The organism is Pseudomonas sp. RIT-PI-o, assembly GCF_001297215.1.
Taxonomy (GTDB): domain Bacteria; phylum Pseudomonadota; class Gammaproteobacteria; order Pseudomonadales; family Pseudomonadaceae; genus Aquipseudomonas; species Aquipseudomonas moraviensis_A.
The window spans coordinates 258579-275721 of the sequence record NZ_LHPA01000041.1; the positions used below are offsets into that span (position 1 = coordinate 258579).

Below are 17143 nucleotides of genomic sequence, written 5' to 3' on the forward strand. Positions count from 1 at the left end.
CACCTTCTGGCGGGGCTGCGCGAACGTCATGCTTCATTCGGAAGGGGGGGAGGCGCGAATTCAATCGGTGCAAAGTCCACTGCGTTTTTGCTGCTCTCCGAGACCACGGTGCAAATGAATGTGCCTCCCGTCGGACTTGAGATAACCGCTCGGGCAACGCCTTGCTGAGTGGTCTGGCCCTGCTGAGGCCGAATCACCGCCTCAACCGCCAGTAAAGACGCGTCATCAACAGCTGTGGCGGACCAACGCACCCCGCGGTTTTTGCCCAGATTGCCGAAGCGATCCATGAGCACGGCCGATAACTCGACCGCTTGCCCCGCTGGCACAACGTTGGTGGGCACTCTGGACATGAAAGGCGCGGGGAAATCCAGGTGCAGCTCGTCGTCGGTCACCTGGATGAGCGGCCCCTCCTGCGGCGCGATCAAGGGCACCCAGAACAGCGGACGCTCAGCGCCCATGACCTTCCCTGGCGTGTAGGTTGCCGTGGCGACACCGGTTTGTGGCTGGGTGTTGCCGATAACCAGGGTGCCAAGACTGGCCTGTCCGCGAATGGACACACCGCTGAGCGCCGTGCCGTCCTGATCTGTCAGCCTGATGGTGAAAATGATCTTGCCCTCACTTCCGGCAATCACCTCGAAGTTATCCGGCACAATCTGCATGTTGATGAGCGGCGCCCGCAGCTCGGCGGATGGGCGAACCGCTGCCGCCGCTTCCCACAGACTCAACGAGGCATGCTCGGCAGCGTCTTTGTAAACCGGCTTGTCGACGGTTTCAGGCAGCGTCCCCAGGAGAAAAATGGTCAGCGCATCCATCTGGGTATGGGTGGCCAGTTCGCGTACCCGAACCAACAGATCCAGTTGCTGGAGATTTTTCAAGAGCCTGTATTTCGGGTCGATTCGCCCGATGCATTCGTGCACTTCCTGCTCGCTCCAGTCGAAAAACCGTGCCAGCCAGACCTCCGATGCCTGCTGTGCAAGGCGCAGCGCGTGGGTGGACAAATCCTCCGGATCTCCCCATTCATGGATCTGCCTCAAGTACTCAAGCAACTCGGTATGAGGCTGCTTGCTGATCTCGAAGGCATGAGTCAGAACCGTCAGGTAGTACAGGGTTGCGACGCTGAAGACTTCAGGGTCGTTCTGCTCCCACCAATCGTTGAGTCCGTAATCGAGCAGGGCATCAAGGGTTTCGAGGCTTATGTCGAGTTCAGCCACGACGGCGCTGAGCCGACGTATGTCAGCCAGCAGGAAAAACAGCGGATCAAGAGGTTCCTCGCGCAGGGTGTGTGACAGCTCCCAGTCCTCACCCATTTGCTCGACGATTCTGACCAACAGCTCATAAACGCTCGAATTCGCCCAGGTCAAGACCTTCAGCGCCCTCTCTGCATCCAGCCCGGTATAAACGGCCAGACATTCACGCGCGACTGACAGCTGAGCAGCACGCGCCTGCAGCAGAACCGTGAGCATGATTTCGACGATGGGCGCACGCACACTGATGTCATCTTCAATCAGCCCCTCCCTGACCGCCTTGTCGAGTTCCTCTCTGGCGAAAACAACGTATTGGTCTTCCGTACCCTCGCGGGATTTCACCAGCCCCAGCGGGTCAGTCAGCGAAGAAAGCAGATCTTTCCAGTTATGCCCCACCTGCAGCGGCGGCACACCGGCGGTCACAAATCCGGTATGCGTCAATAATGCCTCGCCCAGCAAATTGCGGACCTGCTCGAACAAGCGCAGTTCTGGCTCGGTCGCCACATTGGACACCTGAGGAACCGCCACCTGTTGCAGCATCCACAGCACCGGCAAATCGCGCGTTCGACACCAGTAGCGGCATGCAACCAGTGCCGAAATGAGGTTCAACACATCGGGGGCAGTGTCGCCGGCCGTGGGTTCTCCCGTGATCACCGGAATGCCCGCCAGTCCGTCAGCCCATGCCTCCCCGCCAAGCACCATGAGCATCAACAGCCCCTCGACCGGCGTCATGCCCAACAAGCGGGGCAATTTCACCAGTCGGTAAAACGCCGACAGAATCTCCGGGCTGCGCTCGAGCTTCCCGGTTCGGCCATGGGCACGGGCAATCGCCAGCGCCAGATACTGGTAGGTCTGCAGGTCGATTTCCAGCGCGCTGCAGATTCGGCTGATGGTGAGTTCGGGCACACCCTGCGACGGTAGCAAGGGAAACTCACCGTTATCCAGGAGCAATGGATCGCGGTAGTGTCTCTGGACATTATTGAATATCTGATCAAACTGTGACGCTAGCTGCCCGCGGCCATAGATCGAGAATTTGTCGATAAACACCGCGAACTCCGCAGCCGTGCACTGGAAGCCTTCACGCAAGGTCTGGAACAACCCCAGCGCATGCACGGTATGGTCGGTAACCCAGATGGCGGGTTTTACAGGTTTTTCAGGGGAGTCCGGGATGCCAGCCCACTCGGCGTTGAAAGCGGCCACCAGCAGCGAATCGACCTCTTCGGGAGGCAGCCTCAGCCATAAATCCAGGCGTCGCTTGCGGTTCATCCGGTCGTATCGCCTCGGGTTGAGGGGGGATTCGCTCAACCGGTGCTGAAATCTTTCGTAATTGACACTGACGGCGGGTGATTCGCCGCCGTTGATAAAAACCGAACCGGAACGCTCGCTTTCCTCCTTTTCGGCAGCCGCATAGATACTCACGTTATCCGATCGTGTTGGTGCGTAACGGCCAATGGACAGAAATGCTTCCACGCCATCGGCATCCAGTTTGGTGCGCTTGGCGAAAAAATTCACTTGATTGAGGTTCTGCCAGTCCACCCCGGTGGCGCCGTAATTCTTCAGATAGAATGCGTTTCTGGTGTCGGCGTCGTCGGGAACGGGCCTCTCGGTCAACAAGTCCCGCTGAAACGGCCCCAGCCGCGACGCATGCGCCAGCGCACGACCGGCGTCGTCATCCCAGGCATCCGGGAGAAGAAAGTTTGGATATTCGATATCTGTCCAGCGGGCGAAGTGCCCTACCGAAAGACCGTGATCAGCGACCAGCGCATTGATGGTTGCCCAATGCTTGTAGTACGGCAAACCGTTCGGATAGCGCCGCAGGATCATGGCGGCTTCCAGCTCCGCTTCAGTTTTGCCGATAAACCTTTCCAGTACCTTGAGCGTGATCTCCACTGCTGAAACGGTCTGGTGCATCGCGTTGTGGTCGATGAGCAGCTCGCTGATATCGGCCCGACGCGTGTGGATCGGAATCATGCCGGTTACCGCATCGGAATCACCATAGTCCTCGATATTGTCCCCGACCCACTTCCACATCTCTACCAGATAAGCGACAACCCCCGTGGCATCTTCGAGCGCGCCAACCGGTGCGAACTGGTCAAATGCCGGGCGGAACAGGAGTTCGAAACTGGGCCCGGTATTGAACCCACCCGCCTCGAACGGTGCCGGTGTCGTCTCGCCGGCCAATGACTGCTCGATGAACTGCCGTCGCAGGTAAACCGCCAGCCCATTCAACCGACGCAGCAACTTTCTGGCGTCCTCGACATTGATGTCGAAGTCTTTCGCCAGGCCCTCGGCGCCCTTCTCCACCAAGGGAAAAATCGACTCACCACGCTCCAGCCAGGATCTCAGACCGGCGAACTTCTCCAGGCTCTGCTGCTCGCCAAAGACCTGCTCGAACAACTCCAGGGCGGGTTTTTTCGCCGTACTTTTACTGGCCATGCTGTCAGTCCTTGAACAGTTGATGTGCGCTGGCGGGGAACCTGGCCGGCATCGGTTGACACAGAGCATTCAGCGCTTCGGAACAGACATAGTCCACTGTCATAAATGACAGGTTTTACGACCATTCATCGGAAAAACCTTCAAGCGTTGTCTGGCGAATCGACACGCACATCAAAACGCGCACTTTCTGCATCGTCTGACATTGGCGCCCCTGTGTCGGAGATTTGCCGGAAACGGCACCACTGGGCGCCACTGTGGAGCGGCTCCGTCGGCGAGGCCGTCCAGCCAGCGTCAGTGACGGTAATGGGGCCGGCAAGCAGGACATCCGCGCTGTACCAGCTCAAGAGTGTCCCGATGCCCGGTTTGCCCAAGCCAGTGACGGCCACCAGGGGAGAAACCCAGAGGCCTGGCCCTGGGTAGATGAATTGCGGGAGAAAAAGCCTTACCTGACACTCCCATTCGCTGGGGATCGAATGATATTCACCCTTGGAGGCCATAACGCTCAATGTGACAGCCCCATCGGGTAGCTCCAGCGTTGCGGGGATTGACCAGCTTGCGTCGTCAAGCACCGGGGCCGTGCCCAATACGCATTCCCCGCGCTTGAGCGTGATCAGGTCACCAGGAACGCCGAACCCGGACACCGTCACCGTAGCGCCGAGGAATTCTTCGGGAGTGGGTGATTCGGGCGTCGGCGCGACGGGTACGACCCGACATGGCACGTCAAGGCTGGGTTTTGAAGTTTTGCCCTCGAACGTCTGAGTTGCCCAAAGGATTTCGTCTCCGACCTCCAACACAACGCTGGCTTCCCACGTACCGTCCACACCGATCTGGACATCGCGCAACAACGGCTCATCGAGCCCGCGGCGCCAGACGGTAACCAACCCGTCTCGCCGACCTGTACCCGACAGAACTGCCGTGCGCGTCAGATCGCCTCCAGGAAGCGGCCGCACGAACTCGGGCGGCATGACCACGACGTCGAATTGGCGCACCTCACTGTCGGGTGAGGCCCGGTCGTTGAGGGTTTGCTGCGCGGTGATGAACCATGTCTTGATGGCGAGTCCGGTGAGGTGCACCGACCAGGGGCCGTCCTGCCCGAGAACCACGGGATCGCCCAAGGGCTTTCCGTCCTGTAAATTCCACAGCCGCATCGAAGCGCCTGACATGCCGAAGTCACCGGTCACTGTCAGATCACTGTCCGTTTCCTGTTCGGGCAGCGGCGTTCTGATCGCGGGCTTGAGCCGCTCCCTGTAGACCTTGAACGTCAGTGAGCCAGGCTTCGATGTGAGTCCGACGACTGTCTGCGTCGCTTCGATGGTGCAGGGCAGCCCATCCGTGAACGGAGTCGGGCGGCAAAAGGTCCAGGTTTCCCCGACGACCGTCGCTGTAAATGAGTGGTTGCTGTCGCTGAAGCTGATATTCACCACCGCACCGGGCCAGCAAGTGCCGCTGAAAACCGGATTGAGCCCGTCCTCGGGAGGGACATCGATACCGGGTTCGCGAGGCAGGATGCTGATTTCATACTCCATCCAGCCTTCAGAACCGTCCAGCTCTTGTCGGATCGATATTTTCCGTTTGTTCGTCGGCCCCCAGGACTCCAGCGCCTGCGTAGACCACTGCCTGTTTCTGACGACAACGGGCGTCGCTATTTCGGCTCCGGCAAACAGGCTGACGGTAGCGCGGTCGACGCCCTCGCCGCTGAAGGTGGGTCTATACTCGCCGTCATCCGTTACCTCTCTGACAGGTTGTAATTCCTTGTTGAGCGTGAAGAGAAGTGGTAACGAGTCGATCCAGCCGCCGCTGTTGTCGGAAATTCGTTGTCGGGCACTCAATTGGTATTCGCCCGGCCTCCAGTCCAGCGCTGTTGTTTCCCAATTTCCCCCTACTACTTTTACCGACACAGGCTCCGTTCCGCCCGGGCCGTCGAGGATATTGATATCGACCATCGCATCGCTGAGGCCTGTACCGGAAAACTTTATTCCGCCATCCGGAAGAAAGACTACAGAGGGCGCCGGCAATTGCAGGGGACGGATTTTTACAGCCCGGGCGACGCTACGTTTTGACTGCAAAATGCCGTTATCCTGGTAAACCGTCAGCGAATGAACACCCGGTTCCAAGCTCAATGGGATAACCCACGCCGCTTCAGTCAACTTGCCACTTTGCCCTACCTGCACGTCTGTAAAATCGATGAACGCCTTCACAATCGCACCAGTTACGCCAGCAGTGCCGGAAAGCGTAAAGGCCATGTCCTGGATATCATCCGGCCGTGGTAATTCAATGACCGGTACGCGTAAACCAGAGATATAGGTTTGCGGTAAGGATTTTTCTGAAGCGTACGTTTGAGTCCCGATGGAAAAGCGCGCCAGAGCAACATATTCGTAATCTCTATCGTCAGGCTCGAAACCCGGCAGCCAGGTTGGGGAGTGCCATCTTCCATCCCCTGCGACGGTAGTGACTCCGAGAGCGAGCTTCTCGCCTGTGCCAGTCCCTGTTACTTCGATACGAGTATCAGGCAGACCGCTACCGTTGACTTGGCTGCCAGTACCTTCCTGCGGTTCGATGATCGGCGCGGGAAACTGTGTGGTAATCGAAACCCTTGTTTCAAAGATCGCGCTGAAGGCCGTTATGCCGACAGCGCCAGCAGGCATGTAATGCGGCAACGTAAGGCTCCAGACACCCAGACGCGCGTGAGTCGTGAACGTGAACGGAGTGAAGTTCCCGGTGAGCGTAATACGCACACTTTCGTTCCCGATGAGACCTCTGCCGGAAATAGTTGTCTGGCTAACGTCTATAACGGCCCCATTGGGGGGCTGATCAATTATTAACGTAATACCTTCGGGCAATTGTTCAGTATCGTCAGTCATGATTTCCCCAGGGAGCACTGGTCCGTTCGGTGCAGAAAGCCACAACAGTCCCAGCGAGCACACCTGACAGATCTGACAGTCCCGACAAACGGTAACTATTCCCACACCGCAACATGCAGACGTCCTTCAGCCATTAACACGCGGCTACATCGGCTTGCGCCGTTGCCTACACATCACTCAGAATCCGCCGGCTTGTGCGCTTTGAAGCTGCCCCGTAACGTGATCCGTGCCGCTGCCAATCAGTGGTCGGGTTTAGTCGCCCGGGGGTTTGTCATCAAGGTGTATAAGCGTCATCAAGTCGGGTAATCCCTATTCCCGCACTCGATGGTGGCTGTACGCAGGGCGCTTCGGCGCGCCGGTTTTTGGTGATACCCCCGGTCGACTAACCTGCGTCCAGCCGCCACCCCATTCGTTTAGTCGCGAGGGGTGAAGGCCCCCAACCAAGGGTTATCACCATGATCAAACCAACATCCAATCCCCCCGAAACCGAAGACTCGACCTCCCCCTACGCTTCCCCCGATTCCACCAGACTTCACGAGGCCGCTGAAAAAGCCCTCGACCACTACCTGAAAAAACCCGCAACTGCGCCGTCGTGCAATTCCGTCGATCGCGGCATGCAGATGTTCATGGTCGCGCCTGATATCAACCCCGAAGCGATGGCCATTCAAACCTACGAGACCTTTTCTTCGGTCAGCATTCTGCTGCTCGATCTGGCGGACAGCCTCGAGGACAAGCCACGGCATCTGGCGATGGCGATCTATCAGTTGAGCGAGATGGGGTTATTGCTGGCGGAGAAGGCGCTGGATCAGGAGCGAGCGATCACGACGGCGTGACGTCAAGATCAAAAGATCGCAGCCTTCGGCAGCTCCTGCACTTGGAACGCGTTCCCTTGTAGGAGCTGCCGAAGGCTGCGATCTTTTGCTGTTCAGGCCGAGGCTGGCAACGGCTGAAAGCTGAAGTACTGCTGCAGCGCCAGCACCAATTGACCGAACTCCGCTGGCGCGCGGCGCAGGATGAAACCGGCGTCGTAGTGCAGCGGCGTGGCGTCTTCATGGCACCACACGCAGCAGGCGCTGAAATCGATGACTTGCTGGCCGCCATCGCGGGTGGGGACTTTGAGGCGTAACTGGAAATCCATCCCGACCATCATCGGCAATTGACTGATCAGCATCAGCCCATCTGCCGACACGTTGCCGAGAAAGCCAACGGGTTTGTCGGTCACGCTGTTGAACACTCTGAGGTAGTACGGCAACTGGTGCCGTTCGATCCGGCGGTCGGTAAACATGATCAGCAGTTCGCCCTGCATGGCTCCGTCAGGAGCCGCACCTGTGCTTCGGAACGAACCTGTTCGGCAGGCCCGCTCTCCCCGCTTCCGGTGTGACGGTCGCAATCATCGCCGTCACCTTTACCACTGCCAGTCGCAGGTGTTGCGCCGCCGTGAAGACAAGGCTTCAGGCGGTTTCCTTGACTATAGCGGAGCTTGTACAGACGGCCAGATTTTGTACGGCAAGTGCCGTCAGAAGCGTGTCGGCCGCACCACCGCAGCGGCACTGCGCGTCGGGTAATGGCCCAGACTCTGCAGGGTTTCCAGACGCGCACGGGCGCGGTAGGCGTATTCGCTGTCGGGGTACGAAGCGATGATGAACTGGTAGGTCTGCACCGCGTCGATGTACAGCTTCTGCCGTTCCAGGCACTGACCGCGCATCATCGACACTTCCGGCCACACGTACGGCCGCGCACGGCTGGCGCGTTCGACCTTGGAGAGTTCGAGCATGACCTGCTCGCAATTGCCCCGCTCGTAGGCGCTGTAGGCGTTGTTCAAGTGATGGTTCATCGACCAACGGGTGCAGCCCGTCACGGCGAGGACGCTGAGGGCAAGGGCGGCAATGGGCAACAATCGCATGGGGGTTCTCCTGTCTTGTGCTCTGTATCGACCCCTGGTCGGAAATCTTCAGGCGCGCTGATCGCAAAGTTGCCGCGTTCAATAAAGAAAACGATAAGTAGTGCATTCGAACAATGACTACACCCTTCGAGCATAGTAGCCTCTGCCTGCGCTTGAACTCAGGAGTCTTTGCATGTCCGTCCGTCGTACCAAAATCGTCGCTACCCTTGGCCCGGCCAGTAACTCGCCGGAAGTTCTCGAACAGCTGATTCTGGCTGGTCTGGACGTTGCCCGTCTGAACTTCTCCCACGGCACCCCCGACGAGCACAAGGCTCGCGCGAAGCTGGTGCGTGACCTCGCTGCCAAGCACGGCCGCTTCGTCGCCCTGCTCGGCGACCTGCAAGGCCCGAAAATCCGTATCGCCAAATTCGCCAACAAGAAGATCGAGCTGAAGATCGGTGACAAGTTCACCTTCTCCACCAGCCATCCGTTGACCGAAGGCAACCAGCAAGTGGTCGGCATCGACTACCCGGATCTGGTCAAGGACTGCGGCGTGGGCGACGAGCTGCTGCTCGACGACGGCCGCGTGGTGATGCGCGTTGAAACCGCCACCGCCACCGAACTGCATTGCGTCGTGACCATCGGCGGCCCGCTGTCCGATCACAAAGGCATCAACCGTCGCGGTGGCGGTCTGACCGCGCCGGCCCTGACCGAAAAAGACAAGGCCGACATCAAGCTCGCCGCGGAAATGGAAGTCGACTACCTCGCGGTGTCCTTCCCGCGTGACGCCGCGGACATGGAATACGCCCGTCAACTGCGCGACGAGGCCGGCGGCACTGCCTGGCTGGTGGCGAAGATCGAGCGCGCCGAAGCCGTGGCCGACGACGAAACCCTCGACGGGCTGATCAAGGCGTCCGACGCAGTGATGGTTGCCCGTGGTGACCTGGGTGTGGAAATCGGCGACGCCGAGCTGGTGGGCATCCAGAAGAAAATCATTCTGCACGCACGTCGCCACAATAAAGCGGTGATCGTCGCGACGCAGATGATGGAGTCGATGATCCAGAACCCGATGCCGACCCGCGCCGAAGTGTCCGACGTGGCCAACGCCGTGCTCGACTACACCGACGCCGTAATGCTTTCGGCCGAATCCGCCGCTGGCCTGTACCCGCTGGAAGCCGTGCAGGCAATGGCGCGCATCTGCGTCGGCGCCGAGAAGCACCCGACCGGCAAGACCTCCAGCCACCGCATCGGCAAGGAATTCAGCCGCTGCGACGAAAGCATCGCGCTGGCGACCATGTACACCGCCAACCACTTCCCGGGCGTCAAAGCGATCATCGCCCTGACCGAAAGTGGCTTCACTCCGCTGATCATGTCGCGTATCCGCTCCTCGGTGCCGATCTACGCCTTCACCCCGCACCGCGAAGCCCAGGCTCGCGCAGCCATGTTCCGTGGCGTCTACACCATCCCGTTCGACCCGGCCTCGCTGGAACCGCACGAAGTCAGCCAGAAAGCCATCGACGAACTGACCAAGCGCGGCGTTGTGGAAAAAGGCGACTGGGTCATCCTGACCAAGGGCGACAGCTACCACACCACCGGCGGCACCAACGGCATGAAGATCCTGCACGTGGGCGACCCGCAGGTCTGAGTGACCGACAGCTGAAACGCAAAAGCCCCGCCATGTGAATGGCGGGGCTTTTTGTTGGCGGCGCACAAAGTCAACACGGCTGTCTACTGTCAGACCTGACAGTAGACCGGGTCGATTGTTGGGTAGCTAATCGGGTCGTAACCATCCACTCAAGGAGAGCGGCATGAACGATTCGATACGGTTGACCCAGGACGACGATGGGCGTGACAAAACCTTTGCAGACAACGGTGTTTTTTTACTGGATCGCGTCTCTCTCGGACGCGAATCCATACTGTATGGCGTCCAGACGCAATACACCCCTACCATCGAGCGGATTTATTTCACGGGGCAGGCACGCACGGGCGTCACCGAAAGACCCTACGTGTTGGGCTGCCTGAAAGCCGATGGCACGCTCGATCCCGACTTTGGCGATAACGGCATCGCCAGTGGCAATTTCATTCAACGAACGGAGTCAGCGGGCAGCTCCATCACGCTGCTCGATGACGGGAAAATCCTGCTGACCGGATGGATCTACGACACGGCAACTCCGGCGTTGGCCAGATTCTTCGCTGACGGCAGACGCGACACCTCTTTCGGTGTCGACGGCTACGTGATCCTCAGGCGGCCGGTCTCCAGCGTTGATCAGGACCTGGCTGGCATAGCAGAGAAGAATGCCAGTCAGGAATTTCCGACCAGCGTCACACCGCTGGCAGATGGAAAAATCCTCGTGGGCAATACCTATGTCGTCACTCACGTGACAGACACACGTGCGTACCTGTTCCTGCTCAACAGCGATGGTTCGTACGACACGGATTTCAACGGCACAGGTTATGTCCAGGTGATTTATCCCGGAGCAGATCCCGCTCAAGTGAAACTGCGCAGTGCATGTGTGGATCACGATGGCACGATTGTGGTGGCGGGAGGCCTGGTTTCTGATCCGAATCTGAGAGTGCCGTTGATGGCGCGCTACACGCGCGCCGGCAAACTTGTACCCGGCTTTGGCACGGCGGGTTTCTTCGCCCCACCACAAACCTTGTTCGAATTCGCCGAATTCGAAACGGTCATTGCCCAGCCGAACAAGCGGCTGCTGGGGATCGGCTCAACCAGCGATGGGCGAGGCCTTTTGATCAGTCTCGAAGCGGATGGCAAATACAATATTCAGTTCAATGGCGCAACACCGTTGCTCACCCGGCTCGACGACAGCAATACCAAATGGGAAGCAGGCGCCATGCAACCCGATGGCAAAATTGTTTTATGCGGAGCCATCAAGCCTGCGGACGAGTCGTCGCCCGGCGTGGTGGTGCGCTTGCTGGACAACGGCGCGCTGGACACGACATTTCACCAGCGCGGCTGGACAAGCACTCGGGTCGACGGTCACACCCGTTTCTATGAGCTGGCGTTGCAGAAGGACGGGAAGATCGTCGTGGCCGGTTTTCGGCACGGCGACGGAGCCTTCCAAGGCCTGATCCTGCGTTACCACGCCAACGGCACAGGTAAGCAGCCATCGACTTCGAGCAATGAAGGGCAACTCGATCCCGCTTTCGGCACCCACGGTCTAGTGCTTCTGAACGCTTCGGGTACTGAAGGGGCTACGATTGAGCCCAGGGGGCTGGGCGTCGATTCCACTGGCCGGATCTACGTCGTCGGCGCTGAGCACAGTGACAGGGTTTCCTACTGGTGCATGAGGATGAGTGCCAGTGGAGTCGTCGACAGCACATTCGGCAAGGGTGGGCATGTTACCGGCGAGTTCGATCCAGATGAAGGCGGACGTGCCCACTCGGTTATCCTTGAAGTCGTAGCGCTGCCTGACGGCAAAATATTGCTGACAGGTTACTTCTTCGATGGCAGCTTTGACGCGTGGGTCGGGCTCGTGCGCCTGTTACCCGATGGCCGTCCGGATCCGGACTTCGGCGATAAGGGGGAAGTGCTGATCCCCCTTGGCAGCCTGAGCGCCGACCGGAAACTGCGCGATGAGAACTCCCGCGCAACGCCGCTGGCTCAATCGGTCAGCCACGGCCCTGTGCTGCCTGATGGCAAGATTCTGGTACTGACGCGGATTTATGACGGTAATGAACAAACGCAGTCGGTCGTGCTTCGTTTCATGCCCAATGGTGCACTCGACACCAGCTTCAACCAGACCGGAATGGTCCGCGTCGCACACCCTGACTATCCTCATACCGTATTGACCGATATGGTCGTCGACCATGAAGGAAAGTACGCTCTGAGCGGTTATTGCCTCGGAAAAAACCATCGGCCGGGCGACGCGCTTTTCAGCAAACTGGAGATCACTGGAGCCCTGGACACTTCCTTCGCCACAGCGGGCTATTTGGTGGTCAAGCCCAATAGCGACGAACTGCGCTTCTTCATTGGCAAACTCGTCGCCCAGGCCAACAGACGTCTGTTGGGCATTGGCCAGGATCAACACTTGGAAAAGGAGCGGGGATTGTTGATCAGTCGGGAATCCGATGGCAGCGCGAACATCCAGTTCAATCGGGGCGAACCGTTGCTGACCAGACTGGAGGGCCGCTCGACCAGTTGGTCATCGGCGGCCACCCAGCCGGACGGGAGTATTCTGGTGTTTGGATACCTGTTTGATCCAGCTCGCACCGTGATCGCGAAGTTCACTGACCGGGGCGAACTGGATAAAACGTTCGGGACCGGAACAGGATGGCTGCAGTTCGATGTCATGAGGGGTTTCATGCCTGCATCGTTGCTCACCGACCACAGCGCGCTGTTCATTGCAACCGTAATGGACAATGGTCGACGAGTGTCCTGCGTGGCGCGCGGTCTGCTGACACCGAAGAGTCAAACCCTCGATAGCGCAGGCAAGCCTGACCTGGAGTTCGGTACCGACGGGACAGTAATGATCAATGTCCCCGACATGCCATTGGCGCGGGTCTCCGGCGTTCGTATCGGCCCGGACAACAAGATTTACTGCGCGGGCAACGGTGAAGATGTCGCCGATCCGAACCCCAGGTATTTCCTTGGTCGGTTCAACAGTGACGGCAGTGTCGATCGCAGTTTTGCAACCTCCGGTTTTGCCCAGGACATTTATCCTGACTGCACCCTGTCGCAAATCAAATCCTTCACGTTTCAACCCGATGGAAACATCGTCATCTTCAGTGAAGTCTACGCTGGAGGCCAGTTGGTGCCCGCCTTCTCCCGCTACGACGCTCACGGGCAACTGGATCCCTCGTTTGGTACCAACGGACACACCGTACTGGATATCAAGCTGTCGCCACCCGGCAGGTCGGCATCCAGCGACAGATCTCGAAAAATAGACGCCAGCGCCACCCATCCATACGGCGTCGAAATACTGCCGGACGGCAAAATCCTCGCATCCCATAACTATTTTTTCGATTTACAGCAGTCCCATGGCCTGATTATCCGCCTGGAAAAAAATGGCGCACTGGATCTGGGCTTCAACCAGATCGGTTATATCCCGGTGATTCATCCCGATTACCCCCTCAATGCCACGGTGTTGAGGAATGTGATCGTGCAACCGGATGGCAAGTACCTGGGTTGCGGCAATGTGTACGACGACTCCGGCAACCCCAGCCCGGCCATGTTCGTACGCTACAACGCTTCCGGTGAGCTGGACGAGCAGTTTGGCAACAATGGATTTGTCACTGTTGCCAGCCCACTGCACGCCCATCTGATCCAGGCTACTGTGCTGCAACCCAATCAACGCATCCTCGGGTTCGGCGATAGCCTTGGCAACGAAGGCGTGATGATCAGCCTTGAACCTGACGGCAGTCCCAACATTCAGTTCAACCGGGGTCAACCTCTCTATACGGAGCTGGAATCCGGTTCGATTACGTCATGGACAGGCGCAGCCATTCAGAAAAACGGCAGGATTGTGATCGCCGGGGCGATCGGAGTACGGGGACAGGCTGACATTGTCATCGCACGGTTCATCGACGCAGACTTCGATCCGGAGTTCAACGATGGCCAAGGTTGGCTACGCACACGCCTGGAGGACGGCGTGCAACTGGCTACCGGTTTGACACTGCAGGAGGATGGCCGGATTTTGATCTGCGCCACCCTGCCCGGCAGAAAAATCGCGTTGCTGCGCTACCATGGCTGAGTTTCGCCAACCGCCTCAAATGGAACGCCCTGCCAGGTAAATGGCAGGGCGTTGCATATTGGGCCTGACAAATGTGCTCGCTGACGTGGCCCCTTAGCTCACAGGGCCAGTGCAGTCGCCGCCATTTCAGTGCCGTTTGATAAATCCGTTCAACGCCGCCAACGCTTCCGGGGAACGCAGCCGCTGGGTGAACAACGCGCCCTCCTCCTCGATGACTTTGCGCAGCAACTCGCGATCCGGCGCTCGCATCAATTGCTTGCTGATGCGTACCGCTTCGGGCGGCAGTTCATCAAACCGCAGCGCCATCTCCCGGGCCTTGCTCAGCACCGCATCACCGCTGTCCAGCGCTTGGGTGGCGATCCCCCACTGCGCAGCCTGCTCGCCGCTGAAGCTTTCGCCGAGCAACAACAATTCTGCCGCTCTGGCCTGCCCAAGCAGACGCGGCAGGATCAGGCTGGAACCGAACTCAGGGCACAGACCAAGGTTGACGAATGGCATGCGCAGGCGTGCATCGCGGCTGACGTAAACCAGATCGCAATGCAGCAACAGGGTTGTGCCGATGCCAACCGCCGCGCCGGCCACAGCGGCAATCACCGGTTTGCGGCACTCGAGCAAATTGAGCATGAAATGAAACACCGGGCTGTCGAGGTCGCTCGGCGGTTGCTGGATGAAGTCGGCGATGTCGTTGCCGGCGGTGAAACACTCGGCGCTGCCGGTGATCAGCACGGCGTTGATCTGCGAGTCGCCATCGGCCTGCTTCAATGCGTCGGCGAGGCGGCCGTACATGGCACGGGTCAGGGCGTTTTTCTTGTCCGGGCGGTTGAGGCGCAGGGTCAACAGACCGCGCTCGCGCTCCAGCAGAATGGCTTCGGTCATGGCGTGTCTCGCGTCTGGAAATCAGCGCTCAACCACGGGACAGAAACACATCGGCCAGCAGTTGATTGCGCGGCAATCCGGCCAGATACAAGCGCCTGGCGAAGGCGTCGACACTGGCCGTCGAGCCGCAGACTAAGGCCAGGGTCTGTCGGGAAACAAGGCGCAGTTGCGCCAAAGCGGCGGCCGACTCGGCCGCCGTCCACAGCTCGACGCTGAGGTTTTCCCGCTGCGCGGCCAGTGCGGCAAGGGGTTTGGCCAGATAGTGCTCGCGTGGGTCATGGGCCAGGTGAATGACACGGATGGCGCCTTGGTGATCCTGACGCAGTGCTTCGCGAAGGACACCGAACAACGGGCCTAGACCGGTGCTGGCGGCGAGCAGCCACAGCGGCCGGGCGTGCCAGTCCGGGTCGTAGTGCAAAGCGCCGCCGCGCAGTTCACCGAGGCGGATCGAGTCGCCGATCTGCAGGTGACGTGCGGCATCGATGAATTCGCCGGGCTGGCGGCAATCGAGGTGAAACTCGAGGAAGCGGTCTTCTTGCGGCAGGCTCGCCAGCGAGTATGGCCGAGCGATGTGGTCAATCCACAACACCAGATGCTGGCCGGCACTGTAGCGCAGCGGCCGCTGCGGGGCCAGGCGCAGGCGCAGAACGCTGTCGCTGAGCCAGTCCAGCGCCTCGACCACGGCCGGGCGACCGTCGGCGAGCGGATCGAAGGTGTGCACCTGCAGATCTTCGGTCACCTGGCATTGACAGGCCAGGCGCCAACCGTCCTGACGTTGCTCGGCACTCAAGGCGTCCGGACGGTTGTCGGCAGGCAGGCCTTGGGTGCATTGCACCAGACAGGCATGGCAACTGCCGGCGCGACAGCTGTAGGGCACGACGACGCCGTTCTGGTTGAGGACGTCGAGCAGATTGCTGCCCGCCTCAACCGTCCATTGCCGATCACCGACGCGCAGTTCAGGCATCGACGTTTTCCCATGCCGCGGCACAACGATTGCGCCCGTCCCGCTTGGCCCGATACAGCGCCTGATCGGCGCGCTGCAACGCCTCATCCAGATCATCGCCAACGCACAGCAGGGTCATGCCCGCCGACAGGCTCAGGTTGCGCACTTGCAGGCCCATCAATTCCACCTCACTGAAGGCGATGCGCAAACGCTCGCAACACGCGGTCAGGCGTTCGGCATCGCAGTCGGGCAACAGCACCACGAATTCCTCGCCACCATAGCGCGCCAGCACGTCGCCGTCGCGCAGGCACGCTTGCGCGACAGCGGCAAACGCCTGCAGCACCTGATCGCCGGCGGCGTGGCCGTGCAGGTCGTTGATGCGTTTGAAGTGATCCAGATCGATCAGCGCCAGACCGTGCATCACGTCGCTGTCCAGCGCGTTGAGCTCGCGCGAGGCGATGCGCAGGAAGTGACGGCGATTGAACAGGCCGGTCAGTTCATCGGTGGCGACCAGGTCTTCGAGCTGGCGCATCATCCCGCGCAGGGTGTCCTGATGCGCCTGCAAGGCAAACCGGCGCTGCCGCTGACGTTGTCGGGAAACCTGGACGAAGCGCGCGTAAAGCACCAGCCACGCCAAGACCATCGCCAGAATGCAAACCTGCAATGCCGCGAGCGCAGGCTCGGCGAGGCGGAAGTGGTAGGCGTCCCACAGGGTAATCGCGGAGAAACTGAAAAACACCAGCAGCGCGCAGCGGATGAACACCCGGCGGGTGAGATGGAACAGGCCGAACAGCAGAATCAGCACGTAAAACACCAGAAACGCCCCGCGCGCCTCGTCGACATGGGCGATCAGCCAGGTCTGCCAGCCCAGGCCCATCAACACTTGCGCTTCGGTCAGGCTGGGGTCGGCGAAGCGCTGGTTGCGACCGCTCCAGAACAGCCCGAACAGGGTCGCCTGACTGATGACCACCAGAGCGCTGCCGATCGCCACGCCACTGAGCGATTGCTGGTAATGCCCGGTAAAAAACGCCAGCCACAGCAGCAGCAAAGCCAATCCGTAGGTGGCCGCAGCGAGGGCGAAGCGTTTGAGCAACAGGCGTTGAATGGCGTTATGGGTCAATCGTTGACTCACCGTGCGATAGGAGGCTGACCGAGTGTCCTACTCTACAGACCGGATGCCACTTTAGAGG

General features: G+C 59.6%; 10 protein-coding genes. 3 read left to right on the forward strand and 7 right to left on the reverse strand.

Annotated elements, in window-relative coordinates:
• Nucleotides 1-26: 26 nt before the first annotated feature.
• A complete protein-coding gene (locus tag AEQ63_RS23480; protein WP_064365043.1) occupies nucleotides 27-3680 on the reverse strand; it encodes a Tc toxin subunit A in 3654 nt (1217 codons plus the stop codon).
• 140 nt (nucleotides 3681-3820) lie between these two features.
• Nucleotides 3821-6541 (reverse strand): hypothetical protein, encoded by a 2721-nt coding sequence (locus AEQ63_RS23485; protein WP_152972408.1) that lies wholly within the window; start codon nucleotides 6539-6541, stop codon nucleotides 3821-3823.
• Nucleotides 6542-6996: 455 nt separating this feature from the next.
• On the opposite strand from AEQ63_RS23485, the gene AEQ63_RS23490 reads away from it, so the two are divergent.
• The gene (locus tag AEQ63_RS23490) at nucleotides 6997-7374 is read left to right on the forward strand and encodes a DUF6124 family protein (RefSeq protein ID WP_064365047.1); all 378 of its coding nucleotides are present in this window, start codon (nucleotides 6997-6999) and stop codon (nucleotides 7372-7374) included.
• A gap of 92 nt (nucleotides 7375-7466) precedes the next feature.
• Here the strand turns inward: AEQ63_RS23490 and AEQ63_RS23495 are convergent, their stop codons facing one another.
• Together AEQ63_RS23495 and AEQ63_RS23500 are read right to left on the reverse strand one after the other, a co-directional pair.
• Nucleotides 7467-7826 (reverse strand): PilZ domain-containing protein, encoded by a 360-nt coding sequence (locus AEQ63_RS23495; RefSeq protein ID WP_064365105.1) that lies wholly within the window; start codon nucleotides 7824-7826, stop codon nucleotides 7467-7469.
• 231 nt (nucleotides 7827-8057) lie between these two features.
• A complete protein-coding gene (locus AEQ63_RS23500; protein ID WP_042607317.1) occupies nucleotides 8058-8444 on the reverse strand; it encodes a tetratricopeptide repeat protein in 387 nt (128 codons plus the stop codon).
• A 172-nt stretch (nucleotides 8445-8616) separates the two neighbouring features.
• Between AEQ63_RS23500 and pyk the strand changes: the two genes are divergently transcribed.
• Both pyk and AEQ63_RS23510 read left to right on the forward strand, forming a co-directional pair.
• The gene (gene pyk / locus AEQ63_RS23505) at nucleotides 8617-10068 is read left to right on the forward strand and encodes a pyruvate kinase (protein ID WP_024014116.1); all 1452 of its coding nucleotides are present in this window, start codon (nucleotides 8617-8619) and stop codon (nucleotides 10066-10068) included.
• 163 nt (nucleotides 10069-10231) lie between these two features.
• A complete protein-coding gene (locus AEQ63_RS23510; RefSeq protein WP_064365048.1) occupies nucleotides 10232-14134 on the forward strand; it encodes a hypothetical protein in 3903 nt (1300 codons plus the stop codon).
• A 126-nt stretch (nucleotides 14135-14260) separates the two neighbouring features.
• Here AEQ63_RS23510 and AEQ63_RS23515 read toward each other — a convergent pair whose 3' ends face one another.
• The 3 genes from AEQ63_RS23515 to AEQ63_RS23525 are packed head-to-tail and all read right to left on the reverse strand — an operon-like array spanning nucleotide 14261 to nucleotide 17073.
• Entirely contained in the window at nucleotides 14261-15010 is a 750-nt protein-coding gene (locus tag AEQ63_RS23515; protein ID WP_064365049.1) for an enoyl-CoA hydratase-related protein, read from the reverse strand.
• A 28-nt stretch (nucleotides 15011-15038) separates the two neighbouring features.
• Nucleotides 15039-15974: an iron-sulfur-binding ferredoxin reductase gene (locus tag AEQ63_RS23520; RefSeq protein ID WP_064365050.1), complete on the reverse strand. Its 936-nt coding sequence runs from the start codon at nucleotides 15972-15974 to the stop codon at nucleotides 15039-15041.
• Nucleotides 15967-17073 carry a GGDEF domain-containing protein gene (locus AEQ63_RS23525; protein WP_064365051.1) on the reverse strand — a complete coding sequence of 369 codons (1107 nt, stop codon included), beginning with the start codon at nucleotides 17071-17073 and terminating at the stop codon, nucleotides 15967-15969. Before AEQ63_RS23525 ends, AEQ63_RS23520 begins: the two co-directional genes overlap by 8 nt.
• Between the last annotated feature and the right edge of the window lie 70 nt (nucleotides 17074-17143).